This window comes from Agrobacterium sp. LMR679 (genome assembly GCF_027157905.1).
In the GTDB taxonomy this organism is placed as follows: domain Bacteria; phylum Pseudomonadota; class Alphaproteobacteria; order Rhizobiales; family Rhizobiaceae; genus Agrobacterium; species Agrobacterium leguminum.
Genome location: NZ_JAPVOJ010000002.1, coordinates 388,349 through 405,606 on the forward strand (window position 1 = coordinate 388,349; position 17,258 = coordinate 405,606).

The window sequence follows — 17,258 nt, forward strand, 5'->3', positions numbered from 1 at the left end:
CAGCGAAACATGGCGCGGCTCAACCGGAATGGCGCAAACAGCGGGAGAATTTCGTGAACGGCACTGTCGTGCAATCCACGCTTCGCCAATTGCAAGCGATGGGGCGTTCCCGTTCGCTGTGGAGCACGTTTCTCGCCATCCTCTTTCTCTTCATCTTGACCGGTCCCTATGGTACGGGCCAGAAAATGACCTTCTGGCCAAGGGCTGCCTATTGGACCCTGCTTTTGGGCTCGGGCTGGATCATTACCACCGGTTTTTCGGCCTTCGCCAATGCCGCGCTGGCTCGGGCGCTGACAAGCCCGCTTGCCCGGATGATGGCCGGAGCCATCGCCGCCGCCCTGCCCATCGGCGCAATCATAACCCTCGCCAACCATGCGTTTTTCGCGCAATCCATCGACACGGCATCGATTGGTGAGGATGCGCAGGCTGCGCTGCCGCTTTGCCTTATATTCTGTTTCCTGAGTTATCTGACCGCCGGTCTCGGGCATAGAGACGAACCGGTGGAAGCGGCTGAGGCGGAAAACCCGCCATCGCCGTCAGTCAGGGAGCGCCCGGCCATTCTGGATCGTCTGGAGCCGGCACGGCGCGGCCCGCTGCTGCGGCTTTCCGTGGAAGACCATTATACCGAAATCGTCACCACACGCGGCAGACAACTCGTTTTGTTGCGTTTTGCCGATGCGCTGCGGGAAATCGGCGATACGCAGGGCTTGCAGGTGCATCGCTCCCACTGGGTGGCAGATGCCGGCGTGGCCTCGCTGCTGAGAAAGGCAGGACGTCTTTATGTGGTGATGCAGGACGGCACGGAAATTCCCGTCAGCCGCTCCTATAGTGCAGCGGTCCAGGCCCGTTTCACCGCACACGCCCCTGCCGGTTAAGAGTTTCTGTCGATTCCGGAATTTATGGGGTTCCGTTCTCAAAAACATTTGCCTATAAGCCGCTTCTAGCCTGAAAACATTTGAATTGCGCCCCCCGACCGGTGATCCTTCACCCTGGCCGGTGTTTTGCGCAACCGAAAAGCGGAACGAGAGAGCCATGCCGAAGCGCCAAGATATCAAGTCCATCCTCATCATCGGCGCGGGACCGATCGTCATCGGTCAGGCATGTGAATTCGACTATTCCGGCACACAGGCCTGCAAGGCGCTGAAGGAAGAGGGTTACCGGGTCATTCTGGTCAACTCCAACCCGGCGACGATCATGACCGATCCCGGCCTTGCCGACGCCACTTACGTCGAGCCGATCACGCCGGAAGTCGTGGCAAAGATCATCGCCAAGGAGCGTCCGGATGCGCTTCTGCCGACCATGGGCGGCCAGACCGCGCTCAACACCGCGCTCTCTCTCAAGCGCATGGGCGTTCTCGACCGTTACAATGTGGAAATGATCGGTGCGAAGCCCGAAGCCATCGACATGGCCGAAGACCGCGCCCTCTTCCGCGAAGCCATGGCCCGCATCGGCCTTGAAACCCCGCGCTCCATGCTGGCAAACGCCACCGAAATCAAGGACGCCGACCGCAAGAAGCACGAAGCCGCCCGCACCGAGCTGAAGGGCAAGCTTTCCGGCCCCGATCTCGACAAGGCGCTGGACGATCTCGAAAACCAGTGGAACCTCGGCGAAACCGACCGCAAGCAGCGCTACATGGCCCATGCCATGGCAATCGCCGCGCAGGCAATCGATCATGTCGGCCTGCCGGCCATCATCCGCCCGTCCTTCACGCTCGGCGGCACCGGCGGCGGCATTGCCTATAACCGCTCGGAATTCTTCGACATCGTCTCCGGCGGTCTCGACGCCTCGCCGACGACGGAAGTCCTGGTCGAAGAATCGGTTCTCGGCTGGAAGGAATATGAGATGGAAGTCGTCCGCGACAAGGCGGACAATTGCATCATCATCTGCTCCATCGAAAACATCGATCCGATGGGTGTCCACACGGGTGACTCGATCACCGTCGCGCCGGCGCTGACGCTGACCGACAAGGAATACCAGATCATGCGCAACGCCTCGATTGCGGTGCTGCGCGAGATCGGCGTGGAAACCGGCGGCTCGAACGTGCAGTTCGCCGTCAACCCGAAGGACGGCCGCCTCGTCGTCATCGAAATGAACCCGCGCGTCTCGCGCTCGTCGGCTCTGGCATCGAAGGCGACCGGTTTTCCCATCGCCAAGATCGCCGCCAAGCTCGCCATCGGCTACACGCTGGACGAACTGGAAAACGACATCACTGGCGGCGCGACACCTGCTTCCTTCGAACCGTCGATTGACTACGTCGTCACCAAGATCCCGCGTTTCGCCTTCGAGAAATTCCCCGGCGCTTCGCCGATCCTCACCACCGCCATGAAGTCGGTCGGCGAAGTCATGGCCATCGGCCGCACCTTCGCGGAATCGCTGCAGAAGGCGCTGCGCGGCATGGAAACCGGCCTCACCGGTCTCGATGAAATCGAAATCCCCGGCTACGAGGAAGGCGAAGGTTCCAAGAACGCCATCCGCGCCGCCATCGGCACGCCGACGCCGGACCGCCTGCGCATGGTCGCCCAGGCGCTGCGCATGGGCATGAGCGAAGAGGAAGTCCACGAAAACTCGAAGATCGATCCGTGGTTCATCGCCCAGTTCAAGGCCATCGTAGACATGGAAGCCCGCATCCGCGAGCATGGCCTGCCGCAGGACGCCGAAAACCTGCGGATGCTGAAGGCCATGGGCTTCTCCGACGCCCGCCTCGCCAGCCTGACGTCCAAGCGCCCGAAGGAAGTGGCCGAGCTGCGCAACAGCCTGAACGTCCGCCCGGTCTTCAAGCGCATCGACACCTGCGCTGCCGAATTCGCGTCGCCCACCGCTTACATGTATTCGACCTATGAAATTCCCTTCGTCGGCGCAGCCCGCTCGGAAGCGCAGGTTTCGGATCGCAAGAAGGTCGTCATCCTCGGCGGTGGCCCGAACCGTATCGGCCAGGGCATCGAGTTCGATTATTGCTGCTGCCACGCCGCCTTCGCGCTGAAGGATGCCGGCTTCGAAGCCATCATGATCAACTGCAACCCGGAAACGGTTTCCACCGACTACGACACCTCCGACCGCCTCTATTTCGAGCCGCTGACGGCCGAAGACGTGATCGAGATCATGCGCGCCGAACAGGAAAAGGGCGAGCTGGTCGGCGTCATCGTGCAGTTCGGCGGCCAGACCCCGCTGAAGCTCGCCGAAGCGCTGGAAAAGAACGGTATCCCGATCCTCGGCACCGCGCCTGACATGATCGACCTTGCCGAAGACCGCGACCGCTTCCAGAAGCTGCTGATGAAGCTGGATCTTGCCCAGCCGAACAATGGCATCGCCTATTCGGTCGAGCAGGCCCGCCTCGTGGCTTCGGAAATCGGCTTCCCGCTGGTCGTTCGCCCGTCCTACGTTCTGGGTGGCCGCGCCATGCAGATCATCCATTCGGAAGGCCAGCTCCAGACCTATCTGCTCGACACGGTTCCGGGCCTCGTCCCCGAGGACATCAAGCAGCGTTACCCGAACGACAAAACCGGCCAGATCAACACCCTGCTCGGCAAGAACCCGCTGCTGTTCGACAGCTACCTGACCAACGCCGTGGAAGTGGACGTCGATGCGCTGTGCGACGGCGAAAGCGTCTTCGTCTCGGGCATCATGGAGCACATCGAAGAAGCCGGCATCCATTCGGGCGACTCGGCCTGCTCGCTGCCGGTCCGTTCGCTGTCAAAGGAAATCGTTGACGAGCTGGAACGCCAGACGACCGCGCTTGCCAAGGCGCTCAATGTCGGCGGCCTGATGAACGTGCAATATGCCATCAAGGACGGCACGATCTACGTTCTCGAGGTCAACCCGCGCGCCTCGCGCACCGTGCCTTTCGTCGCCAAGACCATCGGCGCGCCGATCGCCAAGATCGCCGCCCGCGTCATGGCCGGCGAGAAGCTCGATCCGGCGATTGCCGCTTACGGCGAAAAGCCCGATCCGCGCAACCTGAAGCACATTGCCGTCAAGGAAGCCGTCTTCCCCTTCGCCCGCTTCCCCGGCGTCGACATCCTGCTCGGACCGGAAATGCGCTCGACCGGCGAAGTCATCGGCCTCGATACCGATTTCGCGTTGGCCTTCGCCAAGAGCCAGCTCGGCGCAGGCGTCGACCTGCCCCGCTCCGGTGCAGTCTTCGTCTCGGTGCGTGACGAGGACAAGGAAGGCGTTCTGCCTGCCATCCGCATTCTCGTGGAAAGCGGCTTCAAGGTGCTGGCCACCGGCGGCACCCAGCGCTTCCTCGCCGAAAAGGGCATCAACGCCGAAAAGATCAACAAGGTGCAGGAAGGCCGTCCGCACATCGAAGACGCCATCCGCAACCGTCAGGTCCAGCTCGTCATCAACACCACCGACAGCAACAAGGCGATTTCTGACTCGAAGTCGCTGCGCCGCGCGACGCTGATGCAGAAGGTGCCTTACTATACGACGATGGCCGGCGCGGAAGCGGCAGCGCTTGCCATCAAGGCGCTGAAGGCCGGCAATCTGGAAGTAAAGCCGCTGCAGAGCTACTTCCAGTAAGCTGCGGGAACCCCAGGTTCCAACGCTGAATGAAAACAAAACGCCGCGGGTCACCATGCCCGCGGCGTTTTGCATCGCGTAATCCTGCTGCAATTCATTACCGGTATCAAAACATCAGGTTCGAACGAGGCCCATGATGTCCCTATTCCGCAATGACGGATCGCCCGCAGCCATTCGCCGCGGCGTTGCCAAAGCTCCGGCCAAATGGTCCATTAAGATGCTGAATCGCCCCGCCATCCGGTCCCGGCGATGGGAACATCTGGCCCCGATAAGCCAAAACGCCTTGAGGAACTGACCATGGCTGGACGTCCACCGGGACCGGAGCGTGTGGCTTTTCCGCTGCGGATCGAACCCGCAATATTGAACATGATCCGGCACACCGCGAGCGGTGAATTGCGCAGCGTCAATGCCCAGATCGAGGTTCTTCTGAAAGAGGCCCTGTCCCGTCGCGCCACGGCGGATGAAGCAGACAAGCCGCCCTTTTAGACCGAAGGGCAACAACGACGCTACACGACAAAAAGACGCGGTGCGGCCCTGCGGAAAGATCGACGGCCCGCAGCCCCGCCTATGCCGCCTGCGCCTCCCGAACGCAATTGCGCCCTTCCATCTTCGCGCGGTAAAGTGCGCGATCCGCCATTTCCGCGAGCGTCTGGAGATCGCAGCGCATCTCGCCAGTGGCGGCAACGCCGATGCTGATGGTGACGCCGACGCGCAGGCCGCCGCAATCGACCTCGGTTACCGCAATCGCATCGCGAATGCGTTCGCCGATCATGCAAGCCTTGCGAACGCCGGCGCCCGGCAGGTAGATGATGAATTCCTCTCCGCCGTAACGCGCCAGCACATCCCCGCCGCGGATGCTGCCGCCGATGCGCTTCGCCACTTCCTGCAGGACGCTATCGCCGACGGCGTGGCCGAAACGGTCGTTGATCGACTTGAAGTGATCGATATCCAGCAACATGGCCGCATCGGCGGGATCGGGCGTCGCAGGCATGGTCTGGAAGAAGAAGCGCCGGTTCTTGACGCCCGTCAGCGGGTCGGTATTCGCAAGAACCAGCAGTTTGCGTTCTGACCGCTCGGCTACAAGCATCATCACGAACAGGGCAATGGCGAAGTTCAGCATGATGATGAAGAAGAACGCATTGACCAGATTGATGGTGGCAAAATCGGGGAAAAGCACGCTTTTCACCACCGATAGCGAAATGAGACCGGAGATGCCGGTGATCCCACCCAGCGCCAGACGCGAGAGCAGCGGCTCCCTGCGCCATCTGGCGAAAAGCCCCAATGCCCCGGCGAGATAGGCGAGCGACGCGCAGCCATTGAAGAGCGCCGCGCGATACGCATTATTGTCCGCCACCTGCTGCGCGACAACCATCGCCAGCACGGAGATGAGGCAGACAAGGGATACGGTCCGTCGGTCGACGGAACGCCCATCGCTCAACGCCTTCAAGCCGAGCCAGATCAGCGCGTACCCCACAATACCGAAAACGACACTGCCGAGCCGCCATAAGGCGGGCGACAATATTCCCCATTCGCCGTAACCGGCAAGCGTGGAGCCAATCGCCATCGAGGCGAAACCCGCCGCAAGGGGGATGGGACCGCGCAAGCCGCGATTGGTCATTTTCAGATAGATAAAACTCAAAAGCCCAACGATGTAAGAACACTTTTGCATCAGTATGACTGTCGCAAGGTCGAGTTCACCCAACATGATTTGTCCATACGGTAAATAAATTCGGAGAAATCAATTATAATAGAAAGTATAAAATTTCAATAAAAATAACAGATAAATAATCAGCGAATGATACTACTGCAAGTTTTGGCCAGAGACCTGAATAAATCCCCAGCGAGCAAATAAAAATTCATTAGAACATTCTAATAAAACTAATATCTTTCTTGAACCGCATCATTTCCACCTCTTTCGCCTGCCCATCGGCAAGGCGCAGGAGATAAGACGGGTGCACGGTGACAAAAAGCGTTCGGCCCTCCTCCATCGGCAGAGGACGGCTCCGAATCTCCGAGAGTTTTTCCTTGCCGCCGGTCAGCGCATAAAGCGCCGTTGCGCCCATGGCAACGATCAGTTTCGGCCGAATAAGCGCGATTTCCTGATTGAGCCACCAGCGGCATTGCTCCACTTCGCCCGCATTCGGCCGCTGATGGATGCGTCGTTTGCCGCGCGTTTCGTATTTGAAGTGTTTGACGGCATTGGTGACATAAAGCTTTTTGCGCTCGATACCGACATCGGCAAGAGTTCGGTCGAAAAGCTGGCCGGCCGGGCCGACAAAAGGCTTTCCAGCGAGATCTTCATGATCGCCCGGCTGCTCGCCAACGATCATGATTTCCGCATCCTCCGGCCCCGAACCGAAAACCGTTTGCGTGGCGCTGCAATGCAGGGGGCAGCGGGTGCAATGGCCAGCCTCCCGCGCCAGCGATGCGAGCGTGCCGTCCGGCACGGGTTGCGGCATCTCCCGTGCGGCGGCCGCAGCCTGCAGGCGATGGTGAAAAGGCTGCGGCTGGCTTGCCGCCCTGGCGGCCATCTCCAGCACCCGCGCCTCCGCACCGAGGATGAGGTCGGGAATGAGATCGGCTTCCGGCAGGTTCTTCCAGTATTTTTTCGGCATCTCCGCCGTCATGGCTTTGATCTTGAGGCGCGCCGGATTGAATATATTGGCATAATAGGTCCGCCAGAGTTCATCCGTCTCGTCCGTCAGATCAGGCTTCGCCGCCGCCTCCCGCGAGGTTTGCAACTCGCTTCCATCCCATCGGGCAGACCCTTTCGGCGTGGCGATCAGCCAGTCCATATCGGTAAACCGTCGCTGGAAAAACGCTGCCGTTCGCTCGACGATGAAATGATCCGGCTCGAACCAGGCCACGAACCGCCGTCGCCCGCCCTGCCCCTGCGGCAAGGGCAACTCCTTGAAACGGACGAAAGCCGTCATCTTGTGACAATCCCGGCGCACCGATTTTTCAAGCAAGCGGGCCTCTGCAACATCCGGATCGGACTTGAACTGCAACAGGGCGCGATCCCGCTTCAGCCGCCACAACAACCGGTAAAGCAGCGCAAACCGGCCGGGATCGCCGTGGCAGATGACGGCCTGCGCCAGGGCCACGAACGAGGCCGGAACGGAAACCTGCCCATTGCCGGCATCGACCGTCGGCAAGGGCTCACCGGCGAAATCCAGCATCCCTGCCCCGTCATCCCGCAACCGCCAGTCAATCGTCTCCGGCCGAATATCGGCGGCAAGGGCCGCACGCGCGGCATCGCGCCACTCGCCGAAATCGCCCCGCCCTTCCAGAACTGGGCCATACATCACAACAACGATAATTGTTCAGGCTGCGGTGCAAACATCGCCCGCAAATCCGGCCGCTCGGTCAGCTTGCCCGGCGTCCAGCCCTCGGCGACGATGAAAGCCTTCACCTTCTTCACGGAAACACCGAAACGCGCGATATCCTCCAGCCGCAGCCGCCGGAACCGCCGTGACGAGAGAACGGAGGCCACCGTCTTGGTGCCGAAACCGGGCACACGCAGCAGCATTTCCCGATCCGCCGCATTGACGTCCACCGGGAAACGGTCGCGATGTTTCAGCGCCCAGGCGAGTTTCGGGTCGATATCGAGATCGAGCATGCCGTCACCGCCGATCGCCGTTATCTCGCTAATATCGAAGCCATAAAAGCGATACAGCCAGTCCGCCTGATAAAGCCGGTGTTCCCGCATCAGCGGCGGCTTGATGAGCGGCAGGTTTTTCGACGAATCGGGAATGGGGCTGAAGGCCGAATAATAGACGCGCCGCAAGCCGTAGCTGCCATAAAGCCGGGCGCTGGTGGAGAGAATGGTGCTATCGTCAGCGCCATCCGCCCCCACGATCATCTGCGTGCTCTGCCCGGCCGGCGCAAAGCGCCTGGTCTTGCGTGTCCGGACGGTCGGCTCCCCGGCCTCCTCGATCTTCAGGCGGATATCGGCCATGGAGCGGCGAATATTGACAGGCTGCTTTTCCGGCGCGAAACGGCCAATTCCGCTATCGGTCGGCAATTCGATATTGATCGAGAGACGATCCGCATAAAGCCCTGCCTCCTCGATGAGCCTGGGCGATGCTTCGGGAATGGATTTCAGGTGAATATACCCACGAAAACCATGGGTAACGCGCAACTCCCGCGCCACGCGCACCATCTCCTCCATCGTATGATCGGAGGAGCGGATGATGCCGGAGGACAAAAACAGCCCCTCGATATAGTTGCGCCGATAAAACTCCAGCGTCAGCCAAACCACCTCTTCCGGCGTGAACCGCGCCCGCTCGACATTGCTGGAGGAACGGTTGATGCAATAGGCGCAATCATAGATGCAGAAATTGGTGAGCAGGATTTTCAAAAGCGAAATGCAGCGCCCATCCGGCGCATAGGCATGGCAGATGCCCGACCCTTCCGTGGAGCCCAGACCGCCCGATGCTGCGGAGTTGCGTTTTGTCGTGCCGCTGGATGCGCAGGCGGCGTCGTATTTCGCCGCGTCGGAGAGAATGGCCAGCCGTTGCCTGATCGACTTCTTCATAGGTATGTTCACTATATGTTCCATAGACGAATGTCAATGACATAGGCTAAGTCATTGATTACGTAATGAAATATGCACGCCTCAAATTTGCTGGCATTTCGCTGTCGTCTTCTGATATAGTCGGCTCAGTTATGATTTTGGCATGGTTCCGGAGTTCCCCTCCGGAACCTGTTTCTTTTTGTGTCTGCAAGTAAAGCGACCGGAATGCGAAGGATAAAAAAATGGTAGAAAAAGTACCGATGACTCAGGGTGGATTCGTCAAGCTGCAGGAGGAGCTGCGCTGGCGCCAGCAGGAGGAACGCCCCCGTATCATCGAGGCGATTGCGGAAGCGCGCGCCCATGGCGACCTTTCGGAAAACGCCGAGTACCATGCTGCCAAGGAAGCACAGAGCCACAATGAAGGCCGCATCACCGAACTCGAAGACCTGACCGCACGCGCGGAAGTCATCGACCTTTCCAAGATGTCGGGCTCGAAGATCAAGTTCGGCGCCACCGTCAAGCTTGTGGACGAGGATAGCGACGAGGAAAAGACCTATCAGATCGTCGGCGACCAGGAAGCCGATGTGAAGGCCGGCCGCATCTCCATCTCCTCGCCCATCGCCCGCGCGCTGATCGGCAAGGAAGTCGGCGACAGCATCGAAGTCAACGCTCCGGGCGGCGCCAAGGGCTACGAGATTCTCGCGGTTCAGTGGGGCTGATGCCCTTACATGCAATGCGCCCCATGCGGGCGCATTGCTTTTCTTGACGTTTTCAATCCCCCGAATTAGCCGCAAAGACGGAAGCCCATCTTGTCCCACGTCAGTCTGAAAGATGTGCAGGTGCTTGCGCCGAACTTCAAACGCAGGCTTTCCGGCGTCACCTCCACCATCGTTCAGCTCATTCCGGTGCAGAACCGGCTGGGACAGAAGGTGGCCGTCATCGGCCCCGGCCTGCCGCCGCATCTGCCGCATGTGCGCTTCCGCGATTTGTGGCGGCTCTGGCAAAACGGCCCGCAGGGCGGCCCGCGCATCTGGCATGCCCGGCGCAACCTCGAAATGTTGCCGGGTCTTTTCATGCGTGACGTGCTGCGCATGAAGGTGAAGCTGCTGTTCACCTCGGCCGCACAAAGGCGGCATTCCGCCTATACGCGTTTTCTGATTTCGAAGATGGATGCAGTGGTTGCGACCAGCACCCGCTCCGGCTCGTTTCTGGAAGTACCCCATCGCGTCGTCATGCATGGCGTCGATACCGACCTGTTCCATCCGGCAACCGGTCCGGAAGACACAATCGCGGCAACCGGCCTGCCGGGACAATATCTCATCGGCTGCTTTGGACGGGTGCGCCACCAGAAGGGCACCGATCTCTTCGTGCGCGCCATGATCGAGCTTTTGCCCGCCCATCCGCAATGGACAGCCATTGTTTCCGGCCGCGTAACGGCGGAACATAAAGCTTTTGCCGAAGCACTCGAGGCCGATGTCAAGGCCGCCGGCCTTTCGGATCGCATCGTATTTCAGGGTGAGGTGGACGACATCAAGCCGTGGTACCGGCGGCTGACGCTCTATGTCGCCCCATCGCGCAATGAAGGTTTCGGCTTGACGCCGCTCGAGGCCATGGCGTCGGAAACGGCCGTCGTCACCAGCACTGCCGGCGCCTATGAGGAAATGATCGTCAGGGGCGAAACCGGTGCAGTCGTCGAGGCGGGTGACTATGCATCGCTCAGGGATGCGATAAGGACCTATCTTGTCGACCCGGCTCTGGCCGAGAGCCATGCAAAGGCCGGCCTTTCGCATGTACGCAGCACATTTCCGCTTGAAAAAGAGGCCACGAGTCTCGGCGAAGTCTATGAGGCTTTGCGGCGCGGGTAACGCATCTTAAGGCAGGAACAAAGCCTGCCGCTCAGATTTCCACGAGACCGACGCGCTTGACCTGCCGGATGGTGAGCATGGTGCGCACCGTATCGACGTTTTCGTCCGCCGTCAGAACCTCGATGACGAAATCCTGAAACTCGGTCAGGTTTTTCGCCACGCAATGCAGCAGGAAATCGCTCTCGCCCGATACCATCCAGGCCTGGCGCACCAGCGACCAGCCGGCGGTTGCCGCCGCAAAAGCCTTCAGGTTGCTATCCGACTGGCGCTTGAGGCCGACCATGCAGAAGGCGACGAGATCGAAACCGAGCTTCGGCGCGTTCAACATGGCGTGATAACCCTCGATCACGCCCGCTTCTTCGAGTTTGCGGACACGCCGGAGGCAGGGCGGCGCGGAAATACCGACCCTTTCGGCCAGTTCCACATTGGTCATGCGCCCGTCGCGCTGCAATTCGCGCAGGATTTTCAGATCGATGGCATCGAGTTCGACGCTGGTCACGGAGGAGTACCTCGTTAAGCTGTAGAACTTCCTTGTACTATTCGGCGCGGGATTCGCAACATTATGCCACCGCCCGGTCACAAAATTGCGCGCGCATCCACAACTGCCTTGTTGGTAACGCAAGGCTGCCCTTGAATAAAGACACTAGACAACCTTAAATACCGGGCAACGAAGGGGTTGTGGCCTGTCCGCCGTCATGCGGCTCCAGGGCCCGGTGTCGAAAGGCGCTGCCAGGGAAAGGCCCCGTTATTGAAAGGAACGCTTCCATGTCTGCCCGCCACACGAAGGTATTGATCATCGGCTCCGGTCCCGCCGGTTATACCGCGGCGATCTACGCGGCCCGCGCAATGCTGAAACCCGTGCTGATCGCCGGCATGGAACAGGGCGGCCAGCTGATGATCACCACCGATGTCGAGAACTATCCGGGCTTTGCCGATCCGATCCAGGGCCCGTGGCTGATGGACCAGATGCTGAAACAGGCGACGCATGTGGGCGCGGAAATCGTCAGCGACCTCGTCACCGAAGTTGAAACCAATGTACGGCCTTTCGTGGTCAAGACCGATTCCGGCCAGGTCTGGACGGCCGATACGCTGATCATCGCCACCGGCGCCAAGGCCAAGTGGCTCGGCATCGAGAGCGAACAGCATTTTCAGGGCTTCGGCGTTTCCGCCTGCGCCACCTGCGACGGTTTCTTCTATCGCAACAAGGATGTGATCGTGGTCGGCGGCGGCAACTCCGCCGTGGAAGAAGCGCTGTACCTCGCCCATATCGCCAAGTCGGTCACCGTCGTTCACCGCCGCGATAGCTTCCGCTCGGAAAAAATCCTGCAGGAACGGCTGTTCGCCAAGGAAAACGTCAAGATTCTCTGGAACACGGAAATCGCCGAAATTACCGGCGCGCCCGCAAAGCCGCCAATGCCGCCTTCCGTTTCCGGCGTGAAGCTGCGTGACACCAAGACCGGTGCGATCAGCGAATTCCCCATCGACGGCGTCTTCGTCGCCATCGGCCATGCGCCGGCGGTCGAGCTGTTCAAGGGCAAGGTGAAGCTGAAAGACAACGGCTACATGTGGACCGCCCCCGATCCGACGGCGACCGACGTGGAAGGCATTTTCGCGGCCGGCGACGTCACCGACGACATCTACCGTCAGGCGATCACCGCCGCCGGCATGGGTTGCATGGCCGCGCTGGAAGCGGAACGTTATCTCACCGCGCATCAACCGCTTGCTGTCGCAGCGGAATAACCGAAAGGCAGGATAGGCATGGCAATGCCATTGGACTGGGATAAACTGCGCATTTTTCATGCCGCAGCCGAAGCAGGGTCTTTCACCCATGCTGCTGACAAGCTGCATTTGTCCCAGTCGGCCATCAGCCGTCAGGTCAGCGCGCTCGAGCAGGATGTCGGCGTCAAGCTGTTCCATCGCCACGCCCGCGGTCTCATCCTCACCGAACAGGGCGAGTTGCTGTACCGCACCGCCCATGACGTGCTCTTGAAGCTCGAAACCGTCAAGATGCAGCTCACCGAAACGACGGAGAAGCCGAGCGGCAAGCTGCGCGTGACGACCACCGTCGGTCTCGGCCAAGGCTGGCTGACGGACAAGGTGCAGGAATTCCTGCAGCTCTATCCGGAAATGTCGATCCAGCTCATCCTCGACAATGAGGAGCTGGATGTGAACATGCGTCACGCCGACTGCGCCATCCGCCTGCGCCAGCCGCAGCAGTCGGACCTCATTCAGCGCAAGCTGTTCACGGTGCACATGCACGTCTATGCCGCACCGTCCTATATCAACCGCCATGGAGAACCGCAGTCGATCGAGGATCTCGACAACCACCGCATCATCTCCTTCGGCGAACCGGCGCCCAACTATCTGCTGGACGTCAACTGGCTGGAAAATGCCGGACGTTCTTCCGACAATACGCGCACGCCGCATCTGCAGATCAACAGCCAGACCTCGATCAAGCGCGCCTGCCTGCTGGGAATCGGTATTGCCTGCTTGCCGGATTATATCGTCGGCCGCGATCCGGGCCTCATCCAGCTTTCGCTCGCGGCAGATATTCCGTCATTCGATACCTATTTCTGCTATCCGGACGAAATGAAAAACGCTGCAAAGCTGAAGGCTTTCCGTGACTTCATCGTCGCCAAGGCTCGGAACTGGAACTTCTGACGTTAAAATAATCGACGTCAAAGGATAATCTTTCAAATTCAAAGCCTTACAAAGGCAGAAGCAAGAGGGGCGCACAGGCGCCCCTCTTCAGCTTTGCACATAAAATATACCGGAAATATCGAGGGCTGCGCGGTGCGCATGCCTGACCTGCACAAAAAAGAGTTGTTTCGTGCACAAAAAAGCACCATATCGCTCTCAGCTGATGCACACGGTGGCTTTTCCTCCCAGTTCCACCGCATCAGCTGTTCCCCTCTGGAGGTTTTTGACCTTCACACTTAAAGGGCCCTGGATCCATCCGGCGGCCCTCTTTTTTTACCCGCAAGAATTTTCTCCAATTTGGCGAAATATCGCATGATGCAACCTTGTTTTGCATTATTCCCACACCCATATTTTAGTCAGCTGTCACGCTCGCCCAAGGCACGCGACAGCTGTTCCCCTCTGGAGGTTTTGACCTTCAAACTTATCAGGCCGCGGAGATATCCAGCGGCCTTCTTTGGAAATGCCTGCCCGCGCCCCCCTCGATCCTCACAGACGATCCTCACAGAGACGTGACTTGTATATCGATGATGACCGATATAAATATCGGACATGCCAGATATTGAAGAAACACCGATGAACCCGGAGGAAATCCTCAAAGCCCTTTCGCACCCCGCAAGGCTGAAATTCCTGGAATGGCTGAAGTCTCCGGAAAGTCACTTCTGCCAGGAACATCCGCTCAGCATGGGTGTATGCGCCAACCAGTTTCAGATCAGCGGTCTGTCACAGTCCACCGTCTCGTCGCATCTGGCGGTGTTGCAGGCGGCCGGCCTGATAAGGTCGAAAAAGGTCGGGCAATGGGTGTTTTTCGAACGCAACGAGGAAACCATCGACGCCTTCCGCAATTATCTGCAAGCCAATCTCTGAGCCTCCCAAGCTTTGAGCCTCGGGGTGACGGACCGGAGACCGCAATGCGGCTTTCATTCCGGCACCCAATCAGAAAGACAGCGCGTCCCCCGCGCAATTTCGCCAACCGACCAGAAAGTGAAGTCGCATGACAAGTCTTTTCGAACCGGCACAGGCCGGCGATATCGCACTCGCCAACCGTATCGTCATGGCCCCCCTCACCCGCAACCGTTCGCCGGGCGCCATTCCCAACAATCTCAACGCCACCTATTACGAGCAGCGCGCCACAGCCGGGCTGATCGTCACGGAAGGCACGCCGATTTCCCAGCAGGGCCAAGGTTACGCTGACGTTCCCGGCCTCTACAAGCGGGAAGCGATCGCGGGCTGGAAACAGGTTACCGATGGCGTGCATTCCGCCGGTGGCAAGATCGTCGCGCAGATCTGGCATGTGGGCCGCATTTCCCACACCTCGCTGCAGCCGCATGGCGGCCAGCCGGTCGCGCCTTCCGCCATTCCGGCCAAGTCGAAGACCTATATCATCAATGATGACGGCACCGGCGCTTTTGCCGAAACCTCCGAGCCCCGTGCGCTCACCATCGACGATATCGGCCTCATCCTCGAGGATTACCGCAGCGGTGCCCGGGCAGCACTGGAGGCCGGTTTCGACGGCGTCGAAATCCATGCCGCCAATGGCTACCTGATCGAGCAGTTCCTGAAATCCAGCACCAACCAGCGTACGGATGATTATGGCGGCTCTATCGAAAACCGCGCCCGCTTCCTGCTCGAAGTTGTCGATGCGGTGGCGGAAGAGATCGGCGCAGGCCGTACCGGCATTCGCCTCTCGCCCGTCACGCCCGCCAACGACATTTTCGAAGCCGATCCGCAGCCGCTTTATAATTACGTGGCGGAACAGCTCGGCAAGCGCAATCTCGCCTTCATCCATGTCGTTGAAGGCGCAACCGGCGGCCCGCGCGATTTCAAGCAGGGCGACAAGCCTTTCGATTATGCCGCCTTCAAGGCCGCTTATCGCAATGCCGGCGGCAAAGGCCTTTGGATCGCCAATAATGGCTACGACCGTGAGAGCGCCATCGAGGCGGTTGAAAGCGGTAAAGTCGACGCCGTGGCCTTCGGCAAGGCCTTCATCGCCAATCCGGATCTGGTGCGCCGCCTGAAAAACGACGCGCCGCTCAACGAGCCGAACCAGCCGACCTTCTATGGCGGCGGAGCGGAAGGTTACACCGACTATCCGGCGCTTGCCTGATAAAGGATAAAGCAAAGACGCCGCACTGCCCGAAAGCGGTGCGGCGTTTTCTTTCAGCGCAGGCTTCGCGCCTGCCGCGCGGCAAAATCAGAAAACGCGCCCATGACGAAGGCGTTGGGCACGTGCAGCGCCTGCAGGAAGCCATTGCCCGTTTCCCGGCCGATGCTCATCAGGGCCACCTGGAGACAGTAAAGACCAAGCAGGACCAGCGTGCGGCCAAGGTTCGGCCGCAGATCGTCATATAGGGAAGCGAGAACCGCCAGTGACAGGATCGGAACGGCGATCAGAAAGCCGAGCCCCTTGTGCAGCGAAAGCAGCGATCCATCGTAATAGATCGACAGCCCGGCCAGCAGCACCTGCGCGAAGATCAGCACCGGCACGCTTGCCGAAATCACGGCAAACACGCGACGCCGGGCCGACATCCCTCGCAACCGTGGCCATCACACCCTGCCCCCGGCATCGGCCGGATGCGGAAGGCTCGACGGCTGTGGCCTCTGTTCAAGACAGCCGAGGCTCGCCAGTGTCGTCGCTACCGCGAGGTCGATCTGTGTTCTGGGTTCCGTTCCGAGGAAATCCATGAGCCTGCGATTGCTCATCCGGATCGGCATCTGCCAGAGATATTGCATTTCCAGCACTTCGCGGAATAGGGGAACGAAGGGAGCGGCCAATTTGATGCCCGACCAGGATAGCTGCCGCCTCTTGACCGGATGACCGACAACCCGCTCGATGGCCTCAACCAGTTGCAGCCCGTCGAAATCCCAGAAACCTTCCATGTGATAGACGGCGAAAACCGGAAGCTCGCCTGCGCGGTCCAGCAGCCGGCCAATGGTCTCGGCGACATCCGGCAGATAGGCCCATTGATGCCCGGCATAGGGTGCGGCGGGATTCTGGACACTCCGGACCGGCTTTCCGGGCTTCACCAGCATCTGCGAAAACCAGTTGTTTCTCGCGTCCGGCCCAAAAAAATCCCCGGCGCGGACGATCAGCACCGGCACGCCGCGCATCGACGCCATTTTCAGCCGCCGCTCCATCTCGACACGCAGCGCGCCCTTGCGGGTAAAAGGCTTTTGCGGACTGTCTTCCGTCAGAAGCGGAAAGGCGTCCGGGCCGAAATTATAGACGCTGCCCGGAAAGACGATTCTCGCCCCGCAGGCCTCGGCGGCGGCAATGGTGTTGTCGAGCATCGGCAGCACCTGGCTTTCCCAGTTGCGATATCCGGGAGGATTGACCGCATGGACGATGAGGCTCACGCCTTTTGCCGCATCCATCACATCCTGCCGGTTCATGGCGTCCCCGGTCACACGTTCGACGCCGTCCGTAGGGCCCGTTGACGTCCGCTGGCGCGTCATTGCCCTCACCCGCCATCCCCGTTGCTGCAGCATTCTGGAGACCTGACTGCCGACGCCGCCATTCACCCCCAAAATCAGGGCCAGAGGCCGTTCATTCCGCGCTGCATTTGCGTTGTTTTCATATATCATCGCCGTACTCCTTGTTGTGGGCTGGAGTATCGTCCCGTTCCGCGATATACGAAATTATCGAAATGAGTGGAGCA

General features: G+C 59.9%; 15 protein-coding genes. 9 read left to right on the forward strand and 6 right to left on the reverse strand.

What is annotated here, in order from left to right:
- Positions 1–53: 53 nt before the first annotated feature.
- The 3 genes from O3W47_RS12710 to O3W47_RS12720 all read left to right on the forward strand — a co-directional run bounded on the left by O3W47_RS12710 (position 54) and on the right by O3W47_RS12720 (position 5,007).
- A complete protein-coding gene (locus tag O3W47_RS12710; RefSeq protein ID WP_269313888.1) occupies positions 54–875 on the forward strand; it encodes a LytTR family DNA-binding domain-containing protein in 822 nt (273 codons plus the stop codon).
- Positions 876–1,032: 157 nt separating this feature from the next.
- Positions 1,033–4,521, forward strand: a complete 3,489-nt coding sequence (gene carB / locus O3W47_RS12715; RefSeq protein ID WP_003522842.1) for a carbamoyl-phosphate synthase large subunit — start codon at positions 1,033–1,035, stop codon at positions 4,519–4,521.
- A gap of 297 nt (positions 4,522–4,818) precedes the next feature.
- Positions 4,819–5,007, forward strand: a complete 189-nt coding sequence (locus O3W47_RS12720) for a hypothetical protein (RefSeq protein ID WP_031233516.1) — start codon at positions 4,819–4,821, stop codon at positions 5,005–5,007.
- A gap of 79 nt (positions 5,008–5,086) precedes the next feature.
- Here the strand turns inward: O3W47_RS12720 and O3W47_RS12725 are convergent, their stop codons facing one another.
- From O3W47_RS12725 to O3W47_RS12735, 3 genes are all read right to left on the reverse strand, one after another.
- Positions 5,087–6,226: a GGDEF domain-containing protein gene (locus O3W47_RS12725; protein WP_269313889.1), complete on the reverse strand. Its 1,140-nt coding sequence runs from the start codon at positions 6,224–6,226 to the stop codon at positions 5,087–5,089.
- 154 nt (positions 6,227–6,380) lie between these two features.
- On the reverse strand, positions 6,381–7,826 hold the full coding sequence (locus O3W47_RS12730; protein ID WP_269313890.1) for a UdgX family uracil-DNA binding protein: 1,446 nt from the start codon (positions 7,824–7,826) through the stop codon (positions 6,381–6,383).
- Entirely contained in the window at positions 7,826–9,058 is a 1,233-nt protein-coding gene (locus O3W47_RS12735; protein WP_269314832.1) for a putative DNA modification/repair radical SAM protein, read from the reverse strand. Before O3W47_RS12735 ends, O3W47_RS12730 begins: the two co-directional genes overlap by 1 nt.
- Before the next feature lie 221 nt (positions 9,059–9,279).
- On the opposite strand from O3W47_RS12735, the gene greA reads away from it, so the two are divergent.
- Both greA and O3W47_RS12745 read left to right on the forward strand, forming a co-directional pair.
- Entirely contained in the window at positions 9,280–9,756 is a 477-nt protein-coding gene (greA, locus tag O3W47_RS12740; protein ID WP_003522847.1) for a transcription elongation factor GreA, read from the forward strand.
- 90 nt (positions 9,757–9,846) lie between these two features.
- Positions 9,847–10,902, forward strand: a complete 1,056-nt coding sequence (locus tag O3W47_RS12745) for a glycosyltransferase family 4 protein (protein WP_174025274.1) — start codon at positions 9,847–9,849, stop codon at positions 10,900–10,902.
- A 31-nt stretch (positions 10,903–10,933) separates the two neighbouring features.
- Here O3W47_RS12745 and O3W47_RS12750 read toward each other — a convergent pair whose 3' ends face one another.
- Positions 10,934–11,401 carry an Lrp/AsnC family transcriptional regulator gene (locus O3W47_RS12750; RefSeq protein ID WP_020811379.1) on the reverse strand — a complete coding sequence of 156 codons (468 nt, stop codon included), beginning with the start codon at positions 11,399–11,401 and terminating at the stop codon, positions 10,934–10,936.
- Positions 11,402–11,667: 266 nt separating this feature from the next.
- Here O3W47_RS12750 and trxB point away from each other — a divergent pair, with 266 nt between their 5' ends.
- From trxB to O3W47_RS12770, 4 genes are all read left to right on the forward strand, one after another.
- Positions 11,668–12,642 carry a thioredoxin-disulfide reductase gene (gene trxB / locus O3W47_RS12755; protein ID WP_269313891.1) on the forward strand — a complete coding sequence of 325 codons (975 nt, stop codon included), beginning with the start codon at positions 11,668–11,670 and terminating at the stop codon, positions 12,640–12,642.
- Positions 12,643–12,666: 24 nt separating this feature from the next.
- Positions 12,667–13,563 (forward strand): LysR family transcriptional regulator VtlR, encoded by an 897-nt coding sequence (locus O3W47_RS12760; RefSeq protein ID WP_020011327.1) that lies wholly within the window; start codon positions 12,667–12,669, stop codon positions 13,561–13,563.
- A 612-nt stretch (positions 13,564–14,175) separates the two neighbouring features.
- Entirely contained in the window at positions 14,176–14,466 is a 291-nt protein-coding gene (locus O3W47_RS12765; protein ID WP_003522852.1) for an ArsR/SmtB family transcription factor, read from the forward strand.
- 127 nt (positions 14,467–14,593) lie between these two features.
- Positions 14,594–15,706, forward strand: a complete 1,113-nt coding sequence (locus tag O3W47_RS12770) for an alkene reductase (RefSeq protein ID WP_003522853.1) — start codon at positions 14,594–14,596, stop codon at positions 15,704–15,706.
- Positions 15,707–15,759: 53 nt separating this feature from the next.
- On the opposite strand, the gene O3W47_RS12775 is transcribed toward O3W47_RS12770, so the two are convergent.
- Together O3W47_RS12775 and O3W47_RS12780 are read right to left on the reverse strand one after the other, a co-directional pair.
- The gene (locus O3W47_RS12775; RefSeq protein ID WP_269313892.1) at positions 15,760–16,128 is read right to left on the reverse strand and encodes a DUF6220 domain-containing protein; all 369 of its coding nucleotides are present in this window, start codon (positions 16,126–16,128) and stop codon (positions 15,760–15,762) included.
- A gap of 18 nt (positions 16,129–16,146) precedes the next feature.
- Entirely contained in the window at positions 16,147–17,184 is a 1,038-nt protein-coding gene (locus O3W47_RS12780; RefSeq protein ID WP_174025280.1) for an NAD-dependent epimerase/dehydratase family protein, read from the reverse strand.
- Positions 17,185–17,258: the final 74 nt, after the last annotated feature.